Origin of the sequence: Pseudomonas sp. 44 R 15 (assembly GCF_900004965.1) — a bacterium.
Taxonomy (GTDB): Bacteria; Pseudomonadota; Gammaproteobacteria; order Pseudomonadales; family Pseudomonadaceae; genus Aquipseudomonas; species Aquipseudomonas orientalis_A.
Genome location: NZ_CVTU01000110.1, coordinates 123,788 through 147,822, shown reverse-complemented (window position 1 = coordinate 147,822; position 24,035 = coordinate 123,788). Strand labels below are relative to the sequence as shown.

Genomic DNA, 24,035 nt, shown 5'->3' with positions numbered 1-24,035 from the left:
GAGGTGCCGAGTGGTGGGGCAAGAGCGTTTTGCTTACTTTTGCGCTTTTCAAAAGTGAGCCGCCGTCAGGGCGGAACCCTAAGCAGCCGTGACCTGAATAACGGATATGTACTCGGTCTGATCCAAAATACTAGCCAATCCTGAGGCCGCCATCGGGGGCAAGTCGAATCGTCGCACCGCCCCTCCCACATTGGATCGTGGAGCACCAGTAAGATAGCTACAGGCTGCCGGACCAGGTCAGGAGGCAAGCCCCCTCCCACATTTTCAGTGCCCGCCTGGGGTCAGGCGATTTCAGCAACGACCGCCGCCAACGCCTTAGCCGGATCGGCCGCCTGGCTGATCGGCCGGCCAATCACCAGATAATCCGAACCGGCATCCAGCGCCTGACGCGGCGTCAGAATACGACGCTGATCATCCTGGGCGCTGCCCGCCGGACGAATGCCTGGCGTGACCAGTTGCAACGACGGATGAGCCGTCTTGAGCGCCTGGGCTTCCAGCGCCGAACACACCAGGCCGTCCAAACCAGCTTTCTGCGCCAGGGCCGCCAGGCGCAGCACCTGCTCCTGCGGCTCGATATCCAGGCCGATACCGGCCAGGTCTTCGCGCTCCATACTGGTCAGCACAGTCACCCCAATCAACAGCGGTTTCGGCCCGCTACGCTGCTCCAGCACTTCACGGCAGGCACTCATCATGCGCAGGCCACCGGAGCAGTGCACGTTGACCATCCACACGCCCATCTCGGCCGCAGCCTTGACCGCCATGGCGGTGGTATTGGGGATATCGTGGAATTTCAGGTCGAGAAACACTTCGAAGCCCTTGTCACGCAGGGTGCCGACGATTTCCGCCGCGCAACTGGTGAACAGCTCCTTGCCGACCTTGACCCGGCAAAGCGCGGGGTCCAACTGGTCAGCCAGCTTCAGTGCGGCGTCACGGGTGGGGTAGTCCAGGGCGACGATGATAGGAGTCTGGCAGACGGACATTGGAATGGGCTCTCAGGCAAGTCGAAATCGGCGCGGATTGTAGCGCAAGCGGCGCCGTTGCGGGATCCGATGATCGGTAAATACTGATTCTGCGTGGATTGGCCCAGGTTTGCGGCCATTGTTTCAAAGTCGATACATTCACGACATGCCCCCAACATGCCCCACCGCTAGCCTCGCCGCATGACCGACCGTCCAGCACTTCCAGCCATGGGGCTGGGCGCCTATGCTGACCGTAACAATCAGGCAGATGATCGCACTATGCATACTCCTTCCGTCCCGGTAAACGATGCGCACACAGGCGCGGTGATCGCCGACGACAAGCGCTGGAACACTCGCGCGCTGATCGTCGATGACGATGTGCCGATTCGTGAATTGCTGATCGATTACCTGGCGCGCTTCAATATTCTCGCCACGGGTGTGACCGACGGCGCAGCGATGCGCCAGGCCATGCAAGGCGAAACCTTCGATGTGGTGGTGCTCGACCTGATGCTGCCCGGCGAAGACGGCCTTACCCTGTGCCGCTGGCTGCGGGCTGAATCGGACATTCCGATCCTGATGCTCACCGCCCGCTGCGAACCGACCGACCGGATCATCGGCCTGGAACTGGGCGCCGACGACTATATGTCCAAGCCGTTCGAACCGCGCGAACTGGTGGCCCGTATCCAGACCATCCTGCGCCGGGTGCGCGATGACCGTACCGAGCAGCGCGCCAATATTCGCTTCGACAACTGGCGGCTCAACAGCGTGTTGCGCCAACTGGTGGCCGACAACGGCCTGGTGGTGCCGCTGTCCAACGCCGAATTCCGCCTGCTGTGGGTGTTCATCGAACGCCCGCGCCGCGTATTGAGCCGCGAGCAATTGCTGGATGCCGCGCGCGGGCGCTCCATCGAAGCCTTTGACCGCAGCATCGATCTGCTGGTCTCGCGCCTGCGCCAGAAACTGGGAGACGACCCCAAGGCCCCGCAACTGATCAAGACCGTACGCGGCGAAGGCTACCTGTTCGACGCGCGGGATATCGGTTGATGCGCGCCACCTTCAATACGTTGTTCGGGCGGCTGTTCGGCGTGCTGCTGGTGGCCATCGTGCTCGCGCATCTGCTGGCGTTTTTCTGGTTCCATCATTACGGCCCACCACCGCCACCGCCGCAGGACACCTTCGTCGAGCAGCCGGATGGCTCGATGAAGCCGCTGGTCAAGCCTCACCGTCCCTGGTTCGGTGGCCCGGTGGTGCCGCTGACGTTTCAATTCATCTCGCTGATCATCGCCGCGTGGTACGGCGCCAAGCTGCTGAGCCGGCCGATCCAGCGCCTGAGTGCGGCGGCCGAGCGTTTGAGTCTTGACCTCGACAGCCCGCCCCTCGAAGAATCCGGGCCCCGCGAAGCGCGCCAGGCCGCATCGACCTTCAACCTGATGCAAAGGCGCATCCGCGAACAGGTCAGCCAGCGCGCGCGCATGCTCGGGGCGGTCTCCCATGACCTGCGCACGCCGCTGTCGCGGCTCAAGCTGCGCCTGGAACAGATCGAAGACACCCGGCTGCAAGGTCAGATGCGCCAGGACCTGGACGACATGATCGGCATGCTCGACGCCACCTTGAGCTACCTGCATGAACAACGCACCAGCGAGACCCGACACTGGCTCGACGTGCAGGCGCTGGTGGAATCGCTGAGCGAAAACGCCCAGGACCAAGGCAGCGATGTGCACGTGGGCGGCACCTGCGCGCCGTTGCAGGTGCAGCCCATGGCATTGCGTTCGTGCCTCAACAACCTGATCGACAATGCCCTGCGCTATGCAGGTTCAGCCCGTGTGGAACTGGCGGACAGCCGCGGGGCGCTGGTGATCCGGGTGATTGACCATGGCCCCGGCATCGCCGCCGACAAGCGCGAAGCGGTATTCGAACCGTTCTTTCGCCTGGAGGGCTCACGCAACCGTAATTCCGGCGGCGTCGGCCTGGGCATGACGATCGCCAGGGAAGCGGTCGAGCGCCTCGGCGGCCACCTGAGCCTGGAAGACACGCCAGGCGGCGGATTGACCGCAGTGATGTGGCTGCCCAGGGCTTAAAGCGGCTTGTCTTCGCGCCGCGCCTGGGCCTGGGTCGCGCTCCAGTCCGTCAACAGGCTGTAGGCCACCGCGAGCAAGGTCGGGCCGATAAACAGGCCGATGAAACCGAACGCGATCAAGCCGCCGAACACGCCCAGCAACACGATCACCAGCGGCAGGTTGCCGCCACGGCTGATCAGGTATGGCTTGAGCACGTTGTCGACACCGCTGATGATGAAGGTGCCCCATACGCCTAGGAACACCGCGTAGGTGTAGTCGCCCTTCCACGCCAGCCAGGCCGTGGCCGGGATCCACACCAGCGGCGGGCCCATGGGAATCAGGCTGAGCAGGAACGTCACGCCGCCCAGCAGCAACGCACCGGGCACCCCGGCGATCAGGAAACCGATCAGCGCCAGCACCGCCTGGGCCGCAGCCGTGCCGATCACGCCGTTGACCACCCGTTGCACCGTACCGGCCACCAGTTCGATGTAATAACTGGCACGGTCGCCGATCAGGCGTTCAAGCAGCCGATGCACGAACATCGCCAGGCGCGGCCCGTCGCGGTAGAAAAAGAACACAAAGACCAGGCTCAAGGTCAGTTCGAGGATACCGCCGCCAATCTGCGCACTGCGCGCCAGCAACCAGTTGCCGACCTGGCCGAGGTACGGCTTGATGCTGAGCATCAGCGCCGCGCCCTGTTGGTCGATGCTGTCCCATGTCGCCACCAGCCGCTCGCCGATAACCGGGATCGAGCCCAGCCAGCTCGGCGCATCGGGCAGGCCGTCGACCTGGATATCCTTGATCAGCACGACGGCATCGCGCACATGGTCCGCCAGGTTGAACCCCAGCCACACCAGCGGCAGCGCTACCAGCAACATCCAGCCCAGCGTCAGGATACCGGCCGCCAGCGATTCGCGACCGCCCAGCCCGCGTGTCAGCAGCACCATCAGCGGCCAGCTCGCGAATGCCAGCACCGCGCCCCAGAACAGCGCCGACCAGAACGGCGCCATGACCCAGAAGCTGGCACCAAACAGCACCAGCAGCAGGATTTGCACCAGCAGGCGATCGTTATTGAGCATGGGGTATCTCGAAAAGAGTCGGTAGAAGAGAGCTTAGGCGAACGGCGCGGGTCCGTTCGCCCAGTGACGTTAGCGTATCAGACGCACGTGCAGGCCCTCGGCGTCACCCGGACTGTTTTCCAGGCGTGCGGCGCGCACACCGTTGTCGATCAGCCCCTGGCGCCAGGCTTCGGCATTGGGACCTGACAGGCTGACACGCAAGGTGGTGTCGAGGTTCAACCCCCTGGAGATCAACGTCAGCCACGTGTCATCAGGCTCGGCACCGAGGGTGGGGAAGTCCAGCTCACCGGTGCTTTTCAACTCACGCAACAACGTTGCCGAGGTGGGCAGAAGACTCCCCAGCGGCGTGCTGGCGTCCATCTGCTCGACATGCAGATAGGCGCGGCGATTGCCACGGGTGATGCCGTACAGCGCCACCAGCGTATTGTCCTGCGGAGCCGCCAGACGTAAAAGCAGGTATTCCTGCTGGCCGTCGGCCCCTACCAGCTTGGCATTGCCGAACACTTCGTTGGCCCACAGGCTGCTTTCGCCACAATCGCGGGCCTGGCACCAGAACAGCAGCTGCGCGCCCTTGGCCTGCAAGGCTTCGCGGGTGGCGGTAAAGGCGGCACTGGAGCTGTGTTCGGCAGGCAGTTCGTAGGTGATCGCGGTGGTTTGACCGCGTGCGGTGGCCTGGCCTTCGGAACGCAACTGACCGCTGATCTTGCGGATCGCGCCCATGGGGTAGATGCGTTCGCGGTCTTCAGCGGGGCGATAGTCGACGATCTGCGCGTCCACCTGGCGGGCAATGGCCGGCAAGTCCTGGCTTCCCGGCACATCGGCGGCGAACACGAGCGGGCTGAAGCAGCACAGCCCAACGGCACGTAAACATCCTTTACCCAGGCTCATCGGATCACTGAGCCGTGGCCATGGAGGGTCGCAGCGGTTTGAAGATGGTGCATGGTTGACTCCCTTTCAATCCGCCCAGCCTCGGCAGTTGACCGCGTCAAGTCAAGGCGTGGAGAAGAACCGATTGAAACAGTCTGCAACAAGAACCGCACCGGGCTCGTCATTCAGGTGCAAATGATGACCACCCGGCAGCGTCGTCACGGTAAAGGGCAGCCGTGAAAGCAATTCGGGATGTTTCGCCACCATACCGTCAGCCGCCACCACCAACTGCGTAGGGCAACTCACGCGTCGTACGAAAGCCATGGCTTGTTCGTCAGTCAGGCGCATCGGTGATGCCAGGGTCAGGCGACTGTCGCTGCGCCAAGTATAGCCGCCCGGCACAGGCATCAAACCGCGCTGGGCCAGCAGTTCTGCGGCTTCGCGGCTGACCGCGACCACGCCATGCATGCGCGCCTCGACCGCCCGGTCCAGGCTGGCATACACCGGTTTGCGCTTGCCTTGCAGGCTCAGTTGCGCCTGCAAGGCCATGCCCAGCCGTTCGGCTGCGTTCTCGCCGCCGGCGGTCGGCGGGATCACGCCGTCGATCAATCCAAGATGCGTCACGCGCTCCGGTAACGCCCCGGCGAGCACCAGGGAGACGATGGCGCCCAGGGAATGGCCAAGTAATGCAAAACGTTGCCAGCCCAGTTGCTCGGCCACTTGCACTACATCGTGCACGTAATCCCACAAGGCATAACCGGCCCCCGCCGGACGATGGGCCGAGTGCCCGTGGCCGGCCATATCCAGCGCAACAATGCGTAAACCCTGGAGCTTGGGCGCCAGGCGCGCAAAGCTGTTGGCGTTGTCCAGCCAGCCATGCAGGGCAATGACCGGCAAACCGTCTTCAGGTCCAAATAGATGCGCGGCCAACTCGATATGCGGCAGGCTCAGGCGTACTTCTTCCACCGGCGTACTCATGCGCAGCTGCGCTCACGGGCCTGCCAGCGGGAAAACAGCTGTTTGATCAACATGGCGGTGTCCTGGGGTCGCTCGAGGGGGAACATATGGCCGCCGGGCATGGTGAGCATTTCACCCATGGGCAGGCGACCTACGCCGCTGGCATGATGGCGCATCACCACACGGCTCTGACGCCCGCGCACCACGGCCAGCGGTATTTTCAACTGGCGCACCTGGCCGGGGCTGGTGTGAGGCACGCCTCGATAGATGCTGATTTCGGTCGCCGGGTCAAAACGCAAGCGCAGGCGGTCGCCCATTTGCTGCAGGCCATGTTGCAGATACGCCTCAAAGCACTCGGGGTCGAAACTGCGAAACAGGGTCTTGCCGGCGAAGTAGGCACGCGCGGCGTCCAGGTCGCTGAATTCCTCGCGGCGGCCCAGGGTGCGTCCGGCCGGGGTCAGGCGGTCGATGAAGCCAAAGCGCTTGGCGGCGCGAATCACCCAGCGATCCGCGCGGGTCAGCACCGGCGAGTCCAGCATCACCACGCCACGGTACAGCTGCGGGCAGCGCATCGCGGCATGCAAATGCAACACTCCGCCCAGGGAATGGCCGACGCCCCATACCGGCTCCGGTTGCTGCTGCAGATGATGGATCAGTTCATCCACAAGGTTCTGCCAGTTGTCGTCCACCGGAAACCTGGGGTCATGGCCGTGCTGCGGCAGATGCGCCACTGCATACTCCGGGGCCAGTGCGTCGAACAATTTGCCGTAGGTGGCCGACGGAAAGCCATTGGCGTGGGCGAAAAATACAGGCTGCGACATACCGGCTCGCTCTACAGGAACAGACCTCGATTGTCACCATGCCCGGCCCCTACGGCAATGACCGTAACCGCCAGGAATGATGACACTCACGCCATGCCTATCGCGCCGGTGGCTGCTCGCCCAGCGGCACCACGGCCACGGTCAGGCGCGAAACGCAACTGGCCTTGCCCTCGTCATTGGTCAGGCGGATGTCCCACACTTGGGTCGTACGGCCAATGTGGATGGCCTTGGCCACCGCCGTTACTCGCCCGCTGCGCACGCCGCGCAGGTGGTTGGCGTTGACCTCCAGGCCCACGCAATAGAATTTGCTGGCATCGACGCACAGGTAGGCCGCCATGGAGCCGACGCTTTCGGCCAGCACCACGGAGGCGCCGCCATGCAGCAGGCCGTAGGGCTGATGGGTACGGTGGTCGACCACCATGCTGGCGGTGAGGGATTGGTCGTCGAAGCTTTCGAAGCGAATGTCCAGCAATTCACCGATGGTGTTTTTCTGACTCGCATTGAGGTGTTCGATATTCGGTTGCGTGCGCCACAGGCTCATAGGGATGTCCTTATTGGTTTTATTACGACCCTAATCCTGCCACAAAACAGAGCGCGCGCGCACAACCTGTCGATATCACCTACGGGTTTTTCACGCTGACCAGGCTCATCAGCCCGGCCAGCGGGAAATCCCCTTCCAATTCCGCCAGGCTGGCGGTGTGCATCGGTTCTGGCTGGCGCTGATGACCATGCTGCGCAACGCTGATCAGGCCACCCACCAATGGCTGATGGCTGACCAGCAGCACGTTGTCATCGCTGTCGAGTTTTTCCAGCACCAGCAGCGGGTTGCCCTCCGGCGTCAGCCACGGCACCGTGCGAATGTCCGGCTCAAAGCCCAGCGCCTCGCGCACCAGTTGCGCCGTCTGCTGCGCACGCACATAGGGGCTGGCGATAATGGCGCCGAGCGGCTGGCCGATCAGATGCGCAGCGCTGCGCAACACTTCGGCCCTGCCGTGCGCGGTCAGGTTGCGCTCGGGGTCGGTGCGAGCGTGTGCCTCGGCTTCACCGTGGCGCAGAATCCACAGCTTCATAGCTTGAGCTCTTCGTCACGCACCGGGTGCGGTGCCGGCGGCACGCTGTGAGCGGCTTCGCCTTCCGGTGCACGCGGGGTTGGCCAATCGGCGAACGGCCAGGGTTTTTGCTCGGTGTGGAAGCTGCCGAAGCGACCGATCTGCGCCAGGAACTGGCTGAGGCTGTCGCCGAAGTTCATCAGGCCCAGGTTCGGCGCGCCGTAGATCAGTCGGTAAATCAATTGCACAATCACCAACGCGCCGAGCAGGAACTGCGCCACCTGCCACACCAGGGCAAACACCAGCATCCACAGGATGCGCAGCACAATGGACTCATACTTGGGGGCTGCTTTGGAATCGTTCATGCCGCGTTCCTCAGTTGAAACCGCTGGTGGAAATAAAGTCGACATCGGTTTTCGGCTCGGCGCGCATCAGCAGCTCGATGACCTGGCTCAAGGTGCGTCCTTCGAACAGGATCGCGTGCAGCCCGGCCACCAGCGGCATATACACACCGACTTCCTGGGCCTTGGCTTTCAGCACTTTGAGGGTGTTGACCCCTTCGGCCACTTCGCCCAGGCGTGTCACCGCCTCTTCAAGGCTCAACCCCTGGCCCAGCGCGAAACCGACTTGATAGTTACGGCTCTTGGGCGACGAGCAGGTGACGATCAGATCGCCGACGCCCGCCAGGCCCAGGAACGTCATCGGGTTGGCGCCCTGATTCACGGCGAAACGGGTCATTTCGGCCAGGGCGCGGGTAATCAGCATGCTCTTGGTGTTTTCGCCCATCTCCAGGGCCACGGCCATGCCGGCGATGATGGCATAGACGTTCTTCAACGCACCGCCCAGCTCGACGCCAAAGCGATCGCCACTGGCGTAGACACGAAAGGTACGGCCATGCAGCACCGCCTGGACGCGCTCGCACAGCGCCTCATCCTCACTGGCGATCACCGTGGCGGTCAGCGCATGCTCGGCCACTTCCCGCGCCAGGTTCGGCCCGGACAGCACGCCGATGCGCGCCTGGGGTGCGATCTCTGCGAGGATTTCGCTCATCAGCTTGAACGTCTGCGCCTCGATGCCCTTGGTCAGGCTGACCAGCAGCTTGCCCGCCAGACGTTCGGCGTGGGGCGCCAGCACCGAGCGCAAGGCGCTGGAGGGCAGCGCGACAAAGCACAGGTCGCAGTCGGCAAGGGTTGCCAGCAGATCGGTCACGGGCTCGACCGCCGGATGAATCTTGATGCCTTTGAGGTAACGCGGGTTTTCGCGGTGCACGCGAATGGCCTCGGCCTGCTCGGGATCGCGCATCCACTGGCGTACCGCGTGGCCATTTTCAGCCAGCAGGTTAGCCACGGCGGTACCAAAACTTCCGCCTCCCAGGACCGCAATAGGGCGCTGTTCAGTCATATGCAATCCGTTAATCCATACCAGTGGCGATGGCGGCATTATACGGGGCGACCCGCTTGCGGCCAGCCCCCGTGTGAATTCGTGCGCCTGTCGGAAAATGCCACACTTGAGTGAAGTAATTGCAAGTCTCACGACTGGCAAAATGCCTGACCTCAGTTAACATGGGCGGCTATCCGCAATTATCAAGGCCGTGCCGTGTATCCGGGCCCTCCTCTCCGCTCATCCCTGCCATTGATGCTGCCCCTGGTGCTTGCGTGCAGCGCCAGTGCGTCGGCAGACGACCTGTTTCTCGACAGCCAGCCGCTGCCGCAGGTATTGACCGCCACCCGTCTAAAGCAATCGGCCGCCGCCGTTCCCGGCAGCATGACCGTGATCGACAGCGAATTGATCAAGGCCAGCGGCGCGCGTGACATTGCCGAGCTGTTACGCCTGGTGCCCGGGATGATGGTCGGCTACACCACCGGCAATCAGGCTGCGGTGAACTACCACGGCACCAGCGCCAGCGATGCACGGCGCATGCAGGTATTGATCGACGGGCGCTCGGTGTATCGCGCAGGCCTGGCCACGGTGGACTGGAGCGATATTCCGGTCGCCATGGAAGACATTGAGCGTATCGAGGTGTTTCGTGGCCCCAATACCGTCAGCTACGGCGCCAATGCGCTGATGGCGGTGGTCAATATCCTCACCCGCTCACCGGCCAACAGCCAGGGCACGCGGGTAAAGGTCATCCGGGGTGAACGCGGGATCAACGATGTCTATGCCAGCCAGGGCGTGGGCTGGGAAACCGGCGATCTGCGCCTGTCGCTGTCAGGGCAGCAGGACGATGGTTTCGACCGCGATGCCGTCGGCGCCGACCGCCGCGACAGCCGCCGCCTCAACCGTTTCAGCCTGGCCGTCAGCCAGACGTTGAATGCGCAACAGAGCATCGACTGGCAACTGAATGCCAAGGAGGGGACAAATCAGCGCCCCTACACCTACACTCCGGTATTCGCCGGGATTACCGAGGGCGGTACCAATTCCGACGTCAACGCCAGGGACTACGCCGGTTCGATGCGCTGGAACTTCGACTTCAACCCCGAACACAGCCTGTATATCCAGGGGTCGGCCCAGCAATGGGACCGTCGGCAGATCTGGAAAGCCTGTGACGCCAAGGTCTCGTTCAGCCCCGAATTGACTCGGTTGTGGCAACTCAACCCCAACTACGCCGAACGGCTGGCGCGACACATGGATACCTTCAGCCAGGGCAGCGCCCCGCCCGGCAACGCTGCTGAACAGGCGCTGGGCAACCAGGTATTGGACCAGTGGCGCAACGGCGCCAACCAGAGCGTGTGCGGCGATATCGACCAAAGTGCCACGGAAAGCCGCTACGACGTGGAGCTGCAAGACACCCTCAGCCTCTCCGACAGCCTGCGCCTGGTCAGCGGGATGAATTACCGCTACGACCGCGCCGACTCCGACACCTACTTCAACGGGACGCTGGACGACACCACCTGGCGCCTGTTCGGCCACCTGGAATGGCGGGCCAGCGAACACTGGCTGCTGCAAGGCGGCGCGATGTACGAAGACACCCACTTGAGCGGCAACTCGCTGACGCCGCGCGTGGCGGTCAACTACCTGATCAACCCGCGCCACGGCCTGCGGGCGGTGTACTCCGAGGCGATCCGTTCGCCGGACATGTTCGAGAACAACGTCAACTGGAGCTATCGCGTCACCAACCTCAGCTCGCCGGTCTACGGGCAGAATTCCGGGCAATATTTTGTGGTGACACGCGGCCCCGGCAATCTTGATAAAGAGTTGATGCGCTCGCGCGAACTGGGCTACAACGGCTTCTTTGCCGATCTCGGATTGAATGTCGATGTGAAGCTCTTCTACGACGAAATCACCGACATGATCAGTTCGCCGTTGCGCAACAATCAATACATCGCCAGCAACGCCAACAGCTCGCGCTTTACCGGTGCCGAATCACAGTTCGACTGGCGCGTCAGCGATGCCGACCGCCTGCGCCTGACCTATGCTTACGTCGATGCGAGCGCCAGCAACCCGCTGGACAAGACGCAGACCGCACGCAACAGCGGCTCGGCCGGCTGGTTGCGTGAATGGGGCCACGGCTGGTCGAGCGCCTTGTTCTATTACGGCGACGACGCACTCAACGAGTATCGCTTCGAACGGGTCGACCTGCGGGTGGCCAAGCGTATTGCCCTGGGCAAGACCAACGTGGAGCTGGCCGGCATGCTGCAACAACGCCTCGACAACCAGCCGACCACCTGGCCCGACAACAATTACGACCATCGCCATGTGCTCTATTTCAGCGCGCAGCTAGAGTTCTGACATGGGCGATCAGTCACGGATGACCCTCCCTCTTGTTTCACGGCTGTGGCGGCGCGCCTTGCTGCTGGTGTGCGTGCTGTTCACCCCCCCGGTGTGGAGCGCCGATATCCTGCTGACCGCCGCCGAGGACAGTGCCGGTGTCCAGGGGTTTACCCAGGCCCTCGCCCGGCAGCGCCCCGAAGACCATGTCACCTTCACCCTGCTTGCAGATTTGCCGGCGCCGAGCCAGTTGCCCGCCACTACCCGCCTGATCCTGCTGGACCTGCCCGGCCTCGACTGGCGCTTGCAGGATAGCCAGGGGCCACCGACCCTGGTGCTGCGCATCAGCCGCCTGCAAGCTCACCAGCGCCTGGGCAACGCGCGCCCGGCCAGAATCAGCCTGCTGTGGAGCGACCCGCCGCTGGCGCGCCAATTGCGCCTGATCGCCAGCATCTTGCCCCAGGCCCGGCGGATCGGCGTGCTTTACGGCGCCGACAGCCAATTCCTGCTGCCTGAGCTTGACCGGTACGCCGCGCCCCTGGGCCTGGAAATCGTGCGCCAACGCTGGGACAACACCAACGACAGCCGCACCCTGCAAACCCTGTTCAAGAACAGTGACGTGCTGCTGGGCCTGGACGACCCGCAACTGTACAACCCGAAAACCGCCAAGAACCTGTTACTGAGCAGCTATGCCCAGCAATTGCCGCTGATAGGGCCCAATGCCGGGTTTGTCCGCGCAGGCAGCCTGGCCAGCACCTACAGCGACCAGTCCGACTGGCTCGCCGTACTTGATCGACTGCTCGACCACCCGCCGGCCAACTGGCCGCGCACGCTGTACCCGCAACACTTCAAAGTGGTAGGCAACCCGCAAGTCGCACGCTCACTGGGCATCGAACAGGTCGACGAAGCTGCCGTCGCCGCCCGCCTGGCCGAAGGAGATGAACGCCCATGACCTTGCGCCGTCGCTGGGACATCAACACCCGCACCCAACTCATCACCCTGGGGCCTGCGCTGCTGCTGACCTTACTGTTGATCAGCTTCTTTACCTTCGTGCGTATCCAGGACTTGCGCCAGGAGCTGGACCACACCGGCCAGTTGATCGCCAACCAACTGGCGCCTGCCACCGAATACGGCGTTATTTCCGGCAACAACGATGTGCTCGACGCCTTGCTGCGGGCGACGCTGGCCACGCCCCACGTGCGCTTCCTGGAGATCCAGGACAGCGCCGAGAACATTCTGGTGTACGTCGAGCAGCCGTCGGAGAAGCACGACCGTTCACTCTCGGTAAAAGTGTTCCAGGCGCCGATCCGCCTGCAGCATATCCAGCTGGGCAATGATTTCTTCCAGGACAACCTCAACGAACCCAAGGCGCCGCGAGCGGACTACCTGGGCCGGGTGATTGTCGGTATGTCCAATGACGCGTTCAGTCAGCGCCAGCAGGAAATCCTGTTCAAGGCCGGCATTCTGGCGCTGTTCGCCCTGCTGTTTACCTTCCTGCTGGCGCGACGCCTGGCCGCCAGCCTGTCGCAACCGATCAGCGCCATGGGGCATGCGGTGAAGGCGATCCAGCAGGGCGACTACAAGACACCGCTGCCGATTGTCGACGACTCCGAACTGGGCGACCTGGCACGGCACATCAATAACCTGGCCGCGGGCCTCAATCAGGCCAGCCGCGAACAGCAGCAGGCCATGGCGCAGTTGATCCAGACCCGCGAGGAAGCCGAGCGGGCGAACAATGCCAAGTCCGAATTCCTGGCGATGATGAGCCATGAGCTGCGCACGCCGATGAACGGTGTGCTGGGCATGCTGCAACTGCTGGAAACTACCGAGATGACCGAAGAGCAGGCCGAGTACGCGGCGCTGGCCTCCGAGTCCACCGAGCACCTGCTCAAAGTCATCAACGACATCCTCGACTTCTCGCGCATCGAACGGGCCGCGCTGGAGCTGGAACATATTGCCTTCAACCTGGCCGACCTGATCAGCAGTTGCGCCCAAGCGTTCCAGCACAGCGCGCAGCAGCGCGGGCTGGCCCTGGAGCTGTCGATTCCCTCGGGCATGGAGGCCCTGCGGGTGTGCGGTGACCCGACCCGTATCCGGCAGATCCTGGTAAACCTGATCGGCAACGCCTTGAAGTTCACCGAGCACGGTACCGTGCACGTGGAGGCCCACTGGCAAACCCTGGACCATGAACTGGTGTGGTTCACCTGCACCGTGCGCGACAGCGGTATCGGTATTTGCGCCGAGCGGCTGGAACTGATGTTCGATGCGTTCCAGCAGGCCGACAGCTCTATTTCAAGACGTTACGGAGGCACCGGCCTCGGCCTGCCGATCGCCCGCACCCTGGCCGAACGCATGGGCGGCACCCTGCGCGCCCAAAGCGAAGAGGGCCGGGGCTCGGTGTTCACCCTGGAAATTCCGTTGGCCATCGATCAGCAAAGCCTGCCCGCCATCGCCCCGGACGCCGTGGGCAAGACCAGTGCCGGCGACGGGCGGCACATACTGCTGGTGGAAGACAACCCGGTTAACCGTACCGTGGTCGAAGCCATGCTGCGCAGCCTGGGTTTTGAAGTCAGCCTGGCCACCGATGGCGCCGAGGCGATCCGCAGCGCCGAAAGCCTGATCTTTACCGCGATCCTGATGGACTGCCGCCTGCCATTGATCGACGGCTACGAGGCCACTCGGCAAATTCGCCGACTGCCGGGCTGCGCCGATTTACCGATTATCGCCCTGACCGCCAACGCCTTGCAGGGCGACCGCGAAGCCTGTCTTGCAGCCGGAATGAACGATTACCTGGCCAAACCGTTCAAACGCGCGGATTTGCAGCAAATCCTCCAGCGCTGGGTGCACTAGCTGTCGTGGCCAAGCCAAGTCCGACTGGCGTGGAGGACGAAAGTGCGGCAGTCTTAGGCACCCGAACGGGCCGATAAACAGGTCCGGTTTAACATTTCAGTGAACAAGTGTACATTGAGTACCTTGACGCTGTGACTTTCACTACAACGCAATAGTCTATGTGTAGGCTGCCGCTATGAGGCATGAACGCTTCATCCGGTTCGGGAAGATTTGCCCTACCCTGCCGCATGGGATTATTGAGGAGCTCGCATGACCAAACAAAACGCCTTTACCCGGGAAGACCTGCTGCGCTGCAGTCGCGGTGAGCTGTTCGGCCCAGGTAACGCGCAACTGCCCGCCCCGAACATGCTGATGGTGGATCGCATCACCCATATCAGCGAAGAAGGTGGCAAGTACGGCAAAGGTGAATTGGTCGCCGAGCTGGATATCACCCCTGACCTGTGGTTCTTTGCCTGCCACTTCGAAGGCGATCCGGTGATGCCGGGCTGCCTGGGCCTTGATGCCATGTGGCAACTCGTCGGCTTCTACCTGGGCTGGCAAGGCCTGCCGGGCCGCGGTCGCGCCCTGGGTTCGGGCGAAGTGAAGTTCTTTGGCCAGGTCCTGCCGACCGCCAAGAAAGTCACCTACAACATTCAAATCAAGCGCGTCCTCAAGGGCAAGCTGAACCTGGCCATCGCCGACGGTTCGGTGACTGTCGACGGTCGCGAGATCTATACTGCCGAAGGCCTTCGGGTCGGCGTATTCACTTCCACTGACAACTTTTAAGGGTTATCCGCATGCGCCGCGTCGTTATCACTGGTCTGGGCATCGTTTCTTGCCTGGGCAATGACAAAGAGACCGTCACCGCTAACCTGCGTGCAAGTCGCCCTGGCATCCGTTTCAACCCGGAATATGCCGAAATGGGTCTGCGTAGCCAGGTTTCCGGCTCCATTGACCTGCCCCTCGAAGAACTGATCGATCGCAAGATCTATCGCTTCGTCGGCCACGCTGCCGCCTACGCCTACCTGGCCATGAAAGACGCAATCGCCGACTCCGGCCTGAGCGAAGACCAGGTGTCGAACGTACGTACCGGCCTGATCGCCGGCTCCGGCGGCGCATCCACCCTGAACCAGATGGAAGCGCTGGACATCCTGCGCGAAAAAGGCGTGAAACGCGTTGGCCCGTACCGTGTAACGCGGACCATGGGCAGCACCGTTTCGGCGTGCCTGGCCACGCCGTTCGCGATCAAGGGTGTGAACTACTCGATCTCCTCCGCCTGCGCCACCAGCGCCCATTGCATCGGGACTGCCGTTGAGCAGATCCAATTGGGCAAGCAGGACATCGTATTCGCCGGCGGCGGTGAAGAAGAACACTGGAGCCAGTCGTTCCTGTTCGACGCCATGGGCGCGCTGTCCACCCAGTACAACGAAACCCCGGAAAAGGCCTCCCGTGCCTACGACGCCAAGCGTGACGGTTTCGTCATCGCCGGCGGCGGCGGCATGGTGGTGGTCGAGGAGCTGGAACACGCTCTGGCCCGTGGCGCGAAAATCTACGCGGAAATCGTTGGCTACGGCGCGACGTCCGACGGCTACGACATGGTTGCGCCAAGCGGTGAAGGCGCCATCCGTTGCATGCAGATGGCCATGTCCACCGTCGATACCCCGATCGACTACCTGAACACCCACGGCACTTCGACTCCGGTCGGCGATGCCAAGGAGATGGAAGGCGTGCGTGCGGTATTCGGTGACAACGCGCCGAAAATCAGCTCCACCAAGAGCCTGTCGGGTCACTCCCTGGGCGCCGCCGGCGTTCACGAAGCGATCTACTGCCTGCTGATGATGGAAGGCAACTTCATGGCCGGCTCGGCCAACATCGACGAAATCGACCCGGTCGTCGCCGATATGCCGATCCTGACCAAGACCGTTGAAGATGTGAAAATCGACACCGTGATGAGCAACAGCTTCGGCTTTGGTGGCACCAACGCCACCCTGGTGCTGAAACGCTGGCAGGGTAAGTAAGGCCTGGCGCTTGAGCGATGAAAAGCCCCGACTGGTTCGGGGCTTTTTTATGGGCGATTGAATGAGACCGAGTCACGTGCATCGGGGGCAAGTCGAGTCGCCCCTCTCACATTTGACCGAGTTGGCCCAAAGAACTCGGTCGAATGTGGTGGGGCTTGCTGCCGTGACGGCCGCACAGCCAACGCGTATCTACCTGACGCTCCGAGGTTCAAATGTGGGAGGGGGCTTGCCCCCGATGGCGGCCTCTGGACCGACCAGGATGCCGGATCAGACCGAGTACATATCCGTTTCTGCGGTCACGGCCACTTAGGGTTCCGCCCTTACGGCGGCTCACTTTTGAAAAGCGCAAAAGTAAGCAAAACGCTCTTGCCCCACCACTCGGCACCTCGCCTAGGCTCGGTGTGCCCGAACGCAGGCTTGAATCCGTGGGCCGCCGCAATGGGCCATCCCTGGCCCAGTGCGGCTAACCCGGCGTCCTGCCGGGTTACCCACGGATTCAAGCCTGCGTTCGGCCAGCGTGGTTTAACGGGGCGCCTAAGATCAAAAGCAGATCAAGATCAAGAGCGGCTCGTTTCGCATCGTGGTTTGCGTTGGGTGTTACACAGTTTTGAAGATACCTATGCGCGATAGGATCACCTCAATTACGCAACACCAAAACCCGACCTCAATGCGCGCCCTCATTGCGGGTCGACTTGGGCAGGATGGCCAGAAAGTTATCCCGCGCGACCTTGTGGGCAACGTCTTCAGGTAAAGCGTCGAGGAAAGGGTCAAAACCGCGCATTTCCTTACCCAGCTTGTTGAAACGCCCTACCACGTCAGAGCCCAGCATGAAGCGATCAGGGAAGCGCTCCACCAGCTTGACCCACTCTCGCCTGGGCTTGCCCGCGTCATCCAGCAGATAGGGCGTGAGCACGCTCCAGGACAGGTCGATATACAGGTTGGGGTAAGCCTCGAGCAGGCGGCTCAGGGTAGGCAGCAGGAAACCCATTTGCACCTGATGCCGGTGAATCTCCTTGCTGGTACCGGCGTGGGCCCAGATAAAGCGCGTATGCGGGTGGTTGCGCAACGGCTGCTCGACTTCGGCCAGGTACAACGGGTTGCGCTCGCGCTTGGAGGTGATGTTGGAGTGCAGCATCACCGGCAGGTCGTTCTCCGCCGCCAAGTGATAGATGCGCGTCATGGCCTCGTTGTTGGCGCGCGGCGTATCACCCGAGGTCAGCGCGGTGAGATCGTCGTGGCGGGTAAACACTTCGCCAATGCCCTGCCACAGCCCTGGGTTGAGGTCGAGCATGCGCTGGATGTGAGCGGCAGAGTTTTTGTCGTTGGGATTGAAACCGGCCAGGAACGGATGAAAGTGCTGGCGCTGTTCCGGGGCGAGCTTATTGACCGCAGCGGCGACGATCACATCGGTGGCGCTGTACCAGTAGGCATCGGCATCGTCGCCCGCGTAATAGCGCGGGCGCTTGGGTTCGTCCTCGTGCCATTTCTTGGCCACGGGAATGCCGGAAATCATCACATGCTCGATGCGATTTTCCGTCATGGCCTTGAGCAGCTTGTCCATGCCCGCAGTTTCCTGGAAAAAGTCTACGTAATGCAGGTGGGCGTCGCTGTAGGCATAGTCGCGGGCCTGCACGGCAAGACTGCTGGCGGCGAGCATCAGGGCAAAACTCACACGGGTCCAGAGCACGGTAATACCTCGATAGGAACTGATACGGGTAGACCCTGCCCCGCGCATCAGGGTTCAGCAAGGACAAAAACCTGGAACCCCCAGGTGCCGGCATGCTCTATTACTGCATGACCGTCATCCAAACCTTGTGAGGTTCGCCATGCCTGTTACCGTCAATACGCTGAACGCCGAAAATTTCCGTCACAGCGTCGCTATTAACAACCACGAGCTGTTTACCGACCTGCCCAAGAGCCTGGGCGGTGACGACTCCGCCCCCTCTCCTCACGACTATTTCGATGCCGCGCTGGCGTCGTGCAAAGCCTTGACCGTCAGGCTCTACGCACAGAAGAAAGACATTCCGCTCACCGGCGTAACGGTAGAAGTTACCCACGACGCCGCCGAAGAGCAAAAAGGTAAATACACGCTCAACGTCAAGTTGACCCTCAAAGGCGTGCTCACCGACGCTCAGCGTGATGAGCTGCACCGCGTCGCCGACAAGTGCCCGGTACATAAACTGATGACCACGGCCGAAGTCAGCATTGAGACAACACTTTCGGAAGGCGCCTTCAGCCAGTAACGCGAACTTCCGGTCGCGCAGGCGCGGCAATGATGGGCGGCTGGGGATTGGCTCACTGTGGCGGGGGAGTCAGAAAGGATTGAGCTGCCTGTTCGGGCCTCATCGGGGGCAAGCCCCCTCCCACACTTGAATTGTGAATACATCCAAAATGTGGGAGGGGGCTTGCCCCCGATGAGGCCCGGACAGGCGCCGAAGAATCAGCCCTTGAACACTTCATCCAGCAAGTTGTGCATCGACTGGAACGCCCGCGCAGCAGTCTTGGCGTCGTACATCATCTTGCCCGGCACATTGGCATGGGGGTCCGTGAAGGAATGCACGGCGCCACCGTAGCTGAGCAGCTGCCAATCCACACCTGCTGCGTTCATTTCATCTTCGAACGCCGGCAGTTGTTCTTTCGGTACCAGAGGGTCGGAGGCGCCATGCAGCACCAGCACTGAACCCTTGATGTTCTTCGCATCCGCCGGGTTCGGCGTGTCGAGGGTACCGTGGAACGAGATAGCCGCTTTCACCGGCGCACCGGTACGGGCCAATTCCAGGGAGCAGCAGCCACCGAAGCAGAAACCGAAGGTCGCCAGTTTCGACGTATCCACCGCTGCCTCGGTCTGGCCTTGCAGTTGTTCAAAGGCCGCGTGCATACGCTTGTTCAACAACGCACGATCATTTTTCAACGGCATCATCGCCGCGCCAGCTTCATCGCCATTGGTCGGCCGCACCGTTTGCCCATACAAGTCGGCAATCAGCACCACGTAGCCTTTGCCGGCAACGCTCTTGGCGATTTCTTCGGCGCCCGCGCTCACGCCCATCCAGTTCGGCGCCATCAGCAGCCCCGGCAGCGGGCCCTGGTGGCTGGCATCGAACGCCAGGCGGCTTTCATAAGACTGGCCATCAATCTGATAGACCACGGAACGTACTGTGACTTGGCTCATCATTTTCTCCAGTTGGGAGGGATTGAACGAAAAAACCCGCCGAAGCGGGTTTTTTCTACAACGGTGTTAAACCGACAGTTCAACCAACAGCTTGTTCAGTCGGCGCACATAAGCGGCCGGGTCCTTGAGGCTGTCGCCAGCGGCCAGGGCCGCCTGGTCAAAGAGGATATGCGACAGGTCGCCAAAACGCTCCTCGCTCTGCTCACCGTCGAGTTTCTCGATCAGTGGGTGAGCCGGGTTGAATTCGAAGATCGGCTTGGAATCCGGCACCTTCTGGCCGCTGGCTTCAAGGATCTGACGCATCTGCATGCCCAGGTCCTGCTCGCCAATGGCCAGGATCGCCGGAGAATCGGTCAGGCGATGGGAAACCCGCACTTCGCTGACCGCCTCACCCAGGGATGCCTTGATCCGCTCAACCAGGCCTTCCTTGGACTTGGCGACTTCCTCGGCGGCTTTCTTGTCTTCCTCGGAGTCCAGGTTGCCCAGGTCCAGGTCGCCGCGTGCCACGTCCACAAAGGATTTGCCGTCGAACTCGGTGAGGTAGCTCATCAGCCACTCATCGATACGGTCGGTCAGCAGCAGGACCTCGATGCCTTTCTTGCGGAAGACTTCCAGGTGCGGGCTGTTCTTGACCTGAGCGTAGGTTTCGCCGGTGAGGTAGTAGATCTTGTCCTGACCTTCCTTGGCGCGTGCCAGGTAGTCGGCCAGCGACACAGCCTGTTCGCCGTCTTCACCTTGAGTGGAAGCAAAACGCAGCAGGCCGGCAATTTTTTCCTTGTTGGCAAAATCTTCCGCCGGGCCTTCTTTCATGACCTGGCCGAAGTTTTTCCAGAAGCCCTGGTATTTCTCAGGCTCGTTCTTCGCCAGTTTTTCCAGCATGTCGAGTACGCGCTTGGTCAGCGCCGACTTCATGGAATCGATGATCGGGTCTTTCTGCAGGATCTCCCGCGACACGTTCAGCGACAGGTCGTTGGAGTCGACCACACCCTTGATAAAGCGCAGGTACAGCGGCAGGAACGATTCTGCCTGGTCCATCACGAACACACGCTGTACGTAAAGCTTCAGGCCCTTCGGCGCTTCGCGCTGGTACAGGTCAAACGGCACACGCGCCGGCACGTAGAGCAGCGAGCTGTATTCCAGCTTGCCTTCGACCTTGTTGTGGCTCCAGCTCAGCGGGTTTTCGTAGTCGTGACCGATGTGCTTGTAGAACTCCTGGTATTCCTCGTCCTTGATCTCGGTACGCGGACGGGTCCACAGGGCACTGGCGCGGTTGACGGTTTCCCATTCCTCGGCCGGCTTCTCCTCACCTTCGCCGGCCGCCTGTTCTTTGGGCAGCTCGATCGGCAAGGCGATGTGGTCGGAGTACTTCTTGATGATGTTGCGCAGGCGCCAGCCATCGGCGAATTCGTCTTCGCCATCCTTGAGGTGCAGCACGATACGGGTGCCACGGTCAGGCTTGTCGAGGGTGGCGATTTCAAACTCGCCCTCACCTTTGGACGCCCAGTGCACGCCTTCGCTGGCGTCGAGGCCGGCACGACGGCTGAACACTTCAACCTTGTCGGCGACGATGAAAGCCGAATAGAAACCCACGCCGAATTGGCCGATCAGGTGCGAATCTTTTTTCTGGTCGCCCGACAGGTTCTTCATGAAATCTGCGGTGCCGGATTTGGCGATGGTGCCCAGGTGGGTGATCGCGTCCTCACGGCTCATGCCGATACCGTTGTCTTCGAGGGTGACGGTCTTGGCGTCTTTGTCGTAGCTCACACGGATTTTCAGTTCGGCGCCACCTTCCAGCAACTCAGGCTTGGACAGGGCTTCGAAACGTAATTTGTCGACAGCGTCAGAGGCGTTCGAGATCAATTCGCGAAGGAAAATTTCCTTGTTGGAATACAGCGAATGGATCATGAGGTGCAGCAGTTGCTTCACCTCGGTCTGGAAGCCCAGGGTTTCCTTTTGAGTTTCCACACTCATGGTCATCAAACTCCAATTGGATGGCAGTGGCCGCGCCCGAAAGGGTTGGCGGCGGGTTGTCATCAAAGTTGGGGGCTAAGACCGGGATTTCAAGAGCGGCAATTCCTCGATCTTGAAATGGGCGCGAGCGGTGGCAATCGGTTCAGTGGGGGCCGTTTGCCAGGCGGTGACCGCCACATTGGCGACACGCCTGCCCTGGCGGCACACCTGGCAGGTGGCGTAGGTGTCGCGAAACTGGCCGGCGCGCAGGTAATCCAGGGAAAAATCGATGATTTTCGGCAGGCCAGGGGCGCCGGTGAATACCAGCAAGTGCAAGGCCGCCGACAGCTCCATGAAGCCGGCGATTACCCCGCCGTGCAGCGCCGGTAATATAGGGTTACCAATATTGTCTTTGTTGGCCGGCAGGCGAAACAACAGTTCGTCCCCCGAGCGTGTGCATTCGACGCCAATCAGCTTTGCGTAGGGAACCAGATCGAGCAGTGCCGCGTAATCGCCGCGCTCAAGTGCTTGCTCCAGATGCGTCTTGAATCGATGGCTCATGCCTGCCCTCCCTTGATCGCGCTGTCCATTCCCTGGCTGCCCTTGAGATGCTTGCCCATGCGCATGAATGTGCCCACCACATGGGCAATGGGCTGCTGCTGGTCGTCCTGGTAGGCAAAGCCGCGGGTGAAGATTACATCGGTGGTTACCCGGTAGCATTGGGCAAAGCCATACACCGGCTTATGCGGCTCGGCGGGATGCATGTAGTCGATGCGCAAATCCAGGGTCGGGCAGACCTCGAACTCGGGCAGTACGCACAGCGTGGCCAGGCCGCAGGCGGTGTCCATCAATGACGTCAGCGCACCACCGTGGATGATGCCGCTGCGGGGATCACCCACTATGTGCGCGCCATAGGGCAACACCAGCGTCATGCCCTCCCCCGTGGCTGCGTGGACGGTTATCCCCAGTACATGGCAGTGGCGAAGCGCCGAAACAAAGCGGGTGGCTCGGTCTAACAAGGGGGTCTGGGTCATGGTTTTTAAATTCTTATTAGTGTGGGGGAGCAGGATAGGTAATAATTTGGAAAGTTCCTGGCGAAAAAGCTTTATATATCTGTGGAACAAAAGGAACTAATGCTGGCCCCTTGAGTTCGAAAGGCCAGTAGATATCTTCAATAAGGAGAAACACCCATGCGCAACACATTAGCTATTTCCATGATGCTGGCCGCTGCCCTCGGCCTGGCTGCCTGCGACAAGAAATCCGAAGACAAAGCCCAAGACGCCGCCGCACATTCTGAGCAAGCTCAGCAAGACATGGCGAAAGCACAGGATAAAGTGAACGACGCTGCAAAAGAAAACGCTGAAGCTGCCAAAGCTCAGGCTGAATCGAATGCTGCCGCCGCTAAAGAAGCTGCTCCTGCCGCAACTACTACTACAACTGCAGACCCTGCCAAGCAGTAATTGCATGGCGTAAAGCTGTAGTGCTGTAAAAGATAGCCCGCTTATAGAGCGGGCTTTTCTTTGTCTGCTGTTTATGCAGGCTTTTAAGTCACGCTCTCTTTTGACGGGTCCGGGGCGTGCATATTCGTCGGCGTATACACCATCACCTGCAAAACGTCGGAGTGAAACTCACGACGGTACAGCACCAGCACCACCCCGCTGCTCATCAACATGAACAACCAGGGGCTGACGAACCAGGCCAACATGGTCATGCCGAAGTAATACGCCCGCAAGCCGAAGTTGAACTGGTTGGCCGCCATCGAAATCACCCGCGCCGCGCGCAAGGCAAAGGCGTTGCGCTCCTGCTCCGACACATGCCGCTCACCAATCATCGGTGCCGAGCCCACCAGCACGGCGGCGAAGTTGTATTGGCGCATGCACCAGCTGAAGGTGAAGAACGCGTAGACAAACACCAGCGCCAGGCACAGCAACTTGATTTCCGACATGCCCTGGGAGGCCTGCTGTACCAAGGGGATATCCGCCAGCAATGACACCGCTCGCTCCGAAGCGCCCAGCACGGTCAGAATGCCGGCGAGGATAATCAACGTGCTGGAGGCGAAGAACGAGGCGTTACGCTCCAGGTTACCGATCACACTGGCATCGGCGATGCGGTTATCGCGCAGCAGCATGCGACGCATCCAGTCTTCGCGATACAGGTGCAACACGCTGGCCAGGCAGGCGGTGTCCCGGGCCTTCCAGGTGGCGTAACGGGTATAGCCGCCCCAGCAAAGAATGAACCATAGGGCGGCGAGCAGGTGGATTTGATTGGTTTCGACGAACGACATGCGGGTCCTTTTACACGGTGTTGGATAACTGAATGCTTTCAAAATGTGGGAGGGGGCCCCGATAGCTTGCTGCTCGCCGTCTGTAGGAGCGAGCTTGCTCGCGAAAAACGTCAACGATAAAGCGTGCTTTCTGAATGAACGCGGTGGCTGTGAGTTTTTCGCGAGCAAGCTCGCTCCTACCTGACTGGCATTAGGGCCAGCCCCCTCCCACATTTTTAAGCATTCCAACTTTAGAAGGTCGTAGCCTTTCAAGCATAAAAAATGCCCCGTATTGATTGATACGGGGCA

General features: G+C 61.4%; 24 protein-coding genes. 9 read left to right on the top strand and 15 right to left on the bottom strand.

What is annotated here, in order from left to right:
• Positions 1-281 precede the first annotated feature (281 nt).
• Complete coding sequence (gene pyrF / locus BFP93_RS21290; protein ID WP_065894803.1) at positions 282-980, bottom strand: orotidine-5'-phosphate decarboxylase; 699 nt, start codon at positions 978-980, stop codon at positions 282-284.
• 258 nt (positions 981-1,238) lie between these two features.
• Between pyrF and BFP93_RS21285 the strand changes: the two genes are divergently transcribed.
• Together BFP93_RS21285 and BFP93_RS21280 are read left to right on the top strand one after the other, a co-directional pair.
• Positions 1,239-2,003, top strand: coding sequence for a response regulator (locus BFP93_RS21285; RefSeq protein ID WP_065894814.1), 765 nt, complete (start codon positions 1,239-1,241; stop codon positions 2,001-2,003).
• Positions 2,003-3,037 (top strand): sensor histidine kinase, encoded by a 1,035-nt coding sequence (locus BFP93_RS21280; protein WP_065894802.1) that lies wholly within the window; start codon positions 2,003-2,005, stop codon positions 3,035-3,037. Before BFP93_RS21285 ends, BFP93_RS21280 begins: the two co-directional genes overlap by 1 nt.
• Here BFP93_RS21280 and BFP93_RS21275 read toward each other — a convergent pair.
• The 8 genes from BFP93_RS21275 to BFP93_RS21240 form a co-directional block, all read right to left on the bottom strand.
• Positions 3,034-4,095, bottom strand: a complete 1,062-nt coding sequence (locus BFP93_RS21275; protein ID WP_065884272.1) for an AI-2E family transporter — start codon at positions 4,093-4,095, stop codon at positions 3,034-3,036. The genes BFP93_RS21280 and BFP93_RS21275 overlap by 4 nt on opposite strands.
• Positions 4,096-4,164: 69 nt before the next feature.
• Positions 4,165-4,983, bottom strand: coding sequence for a DUF4892 domain-containing protein (locus BFP93_RS21270; RefSeq protein WP_065894801.1), 819 nt, complete (start codon positions 4,981-4,983; stop codon positions 4,165-4,167).
• Between the two features lie 102 nt (positions 4,984-5,085).
• Positions 5,086-5,940, bottom strand: a complete 855-nt coding sequence (locus BFP93_RS21265) for an alpha/beta hydrolase (RefSeq protein WP_065894800.1) — start codon at positions 5,938-5,940, stop codon at positions 5,086-5,088.
• Positions 5,937-6,740, bottom strand: a complete 804-nt coding sequence (locus BFP93_RS21260; RefSeq protein WP_065894799.1) for an alpha/beta fold hydrolase — start codon at positions 6,738-6,740, stop codon at positions 5,937-5,939. The genes BFP93_RS21265 and BFP93_RS21260 overlap by 4 nt, the downstream gene beginning before the upstream one ends.
• Before the next feature lie 97 nt (positions 6,741-6,837).
• Positions 6,838-7,281 (bottom strand): hotdog fold thioesterase, encoded by a 444-nt coding sequence (locus tag BFP93_RS21255; protein ID WP_065894798.1) that lies wholly within the window; start codon positions 7,279-7,281, stop codon positions 6,838-6,840.
• Positions 7,282-7,360: 79 nt separating this feature from the next.
• Positions 7,361-7,810: a phosphohistidine phosphatase SixA gene (gene sixA, locus BFP93_RS21250; RefSeq protein WP_065894797.1), complete on the bottom strand. Its 450-nt coding sequence runs from the start codon at positions 7,808-7,810 to the stop codon at positions 7,361-7,363.
• Positions 7,807-8,154 carry a DUF4389 domain-containing protein gene (locus BFP93_RS21245; RefSeq protein WP_065894796.1) on the bottom strand — a complete coding sequence of 116 codons (348 nt, stop codon included), beginning with the start codon at positions 8,152-8,154 and terminating at the stop codon, positions 7,807-7,809. The genes sixA and BFP93_RS21245 overlap by 4 nt, the downstream gene beginning before the upstream one ends.
• 10 nt (positions 8,155-8,164) lie before the next feature.
• Positions 8,165-9,190 carry an NAD(P)H-dependent glycerol-3-phosphate dehydrogenase gene (locus tag BFP93_RS21240; RefSeq protein WP_065884257.1) on the bottom strand — a complete coding sequence of 342 codons (1,026 nt, stop codon included), beginning with the start codon at positions 9,188-9,190 and terminating at the stop codon, positions 8,165-8,167.
• A 195-nt stretch (positions 9,191-9,385) separates the two neighbouring features.
• Between BFP93_RS21240 and BFP93_RS21235 the strand changes: the two genes are divergently transcribed.
• From BFP93_RS21235 to fabB, 5 genes are all read left to right on the top strand, one after another.
• A complete protein-coding gene (locus tag BFP93_RS21235) occupies positions 9,386-11,518 on the top strand; it encodes a TonB-dependent receptor plug domain-containing protein (RefSeq protein WP_083205705.1) in 2,133 nt (710 codons plus the stop codon).
• 1 nt (position 11,519) lies between these two features.
• Positions 11,520-12,449, top strand: a complete 930-nt coding sequence (locus tag BFP93_RS21230) for an ABC transporter substrate-binding protein (RefSeq protein WP_065894794.1) — start codon at positions 11,520-11,522, stop codon at positions 12,447-12,449.
• The gene (locus tag BFP93_RS21225) at positions 12,446-14,347 is read left to right on the top strand and encodes an ATP-binding protein (protein WP_065894793.1); all 1,902 of its coding nucleotides are present in this window, start codon (positions 12,446-12,448) and stop codon (positions 14,345-14,347) included. Before BFP93_RS21230 ends, BFP93_RS21225 begins: the two co-directional genes overlap by 4 nt.
• Before the next feature lie 249 nt (positions 14,348-14,596).
• Positions 14,597-15,112, top strand: a complete 516-nt coding sequence (fabA, locus tag BFP93_RS21220; protein WP_003210552.1) for a 3-hydroxyacyl-[acyl-carrier-protein] dehydratase FabA — start codon at positions 14,597-14,599, stop codon at positions 15,110-15,112.
• An 11-nt stretch (positions 15,113-15,123) separates the two neighbouring features.
• The gene (gene fabB / locus BFP93_RS21215; RefSeq protein ID WP_065884250.1) at positions 15,124-16,344 is read left to right on the top strand and encodes a beta-ketoacyl-ACP synthase I; all 1,221 of its coding nucleotides are present in this window, start codon (positions 15,124-15,126) and stop codon (positions 16,342-16,344) included.
• Positions 16,345-17,008: 664 nt separating this feature from the next.
• On the opposite strand, the gene BFP93_RS21210 is transcribed toward fabB, so the two are convergent.
• Positions 17,009-18,001 carry an amidohydrolase family protein gene (locus BFP93_RS21210; RefSeq protein ID WP_065894813.1) on the bottom strand — a complete coding sequence of 331 codons (993 nt, stop codon included), beginning with the start codon at positions 17,999-18,001 and terminating at the stop codon, positions 17,009-17,011.
• 169 nt (positions 18,002-18,170) lie between these two features.
• Here BFP93_RS21210 and BFP93_RS21205 point away from each other — a divergent pair, with 169 nt between their 5' ends.
• A complete protein-coding gene (locus tag BFP93_RS21205; RefSeq protein ID WP_065884248.1) occupies positions 18,171-18,587 on the top strand; it encodes an OsmC family protein in 417 nt (138 codons plus the stop codon).
• 197 nt (positions 18,588-18,784) lie between these two features.
• Here the strand turns inward: BFP93_RS21205 and BFP93_RS21200 are convergent, their stop codons facing one another.
• From BFP93_RS21200 to BFP93_RS21185, 4 genes are all read right to left on the bottom strand, one after another.
• Positions 18,785-19,513: a dienelactone hydrolase family protein gene (locus BFP93_RS21200; protein ID WP_065894792.1), complete on the bottom strand. Its 729-nt coding sequence runs from the start codon at positions 19,511-19,513 to the stop codon at positions 18,785-18,787.
• Between the two features lie 66 nt (positions 19,514-19,579).
• Positions 19,580-21,484, bottom strand: a complete 1,905-nt coding sequence (htpG, locus tag BFP93_RS21195; RefSeq protein WP_065894812.1) for a molecular chaperone HtpG — start codon at positions 21,482-21,484, stop codon at positions 19,580-19,582.
• Between the two features lie 75 nt (positions 21,485-21,559).
• Positions 21,560-22,024, bottom strand: coding sequence for a PaaI family thioesterase (locus BFP93_RS21190; protein WP_065894791.1), 465 nt, complete (start codon positions 22,022-22,024; stop codon positions 21,560-21,562).
• Positions 22,021-22,497 carry a PaaI family thioesterase gene (locus BFP93_RS21185; protein ID WP_065894790.1) on the bottom strand — a complete coding sequence of 159 codons (477 nt, stop codon included), beginning with the start codon at positions 22,495-22,497 and terminating at the stop codon, positions 22,021-22,023. Before BFP93_RS21185 ends, BFP93_RS21190 begins: the two co-directional genes overlap by 4 nt.
• A gap of 156 nt (positions 22,498-22,653) precedes the next feature.
• Here BFP93_RS21185 and BFP93_RS21180 point away from each other — a divergent pair, with 156 nt between their 5' ends.
• Positions 22,654-22,923 (top strand): hypothetical protein, encoded by a 270-nt coding sequence (locus BFP93_RS21180; protein WP_065894789.1) that lies wholly within the window; start codon positions 22,654-22,656, stop codon positions 22,921-22,923.
• Between the two features lie 83 nt (positions 22,924-23,006).
• Here BFP93_RS21180 and BFP93_RS21175 read toward each other — a convergent pair whose 3' ends face one another.
• Positions 23,007-23,747, bottom strand: coding sequence for a DUF599 domain-containing protein (locus BFP93_RS21175; RefSeq protein ID WP_065894788.1), 741 nt, complete (start codon positions 23,745-23,747; stop codon positions 23,007-23,009).
• Between the last annotated feature and the right edge of the window lie 288 nt (positions 23,748-24,035).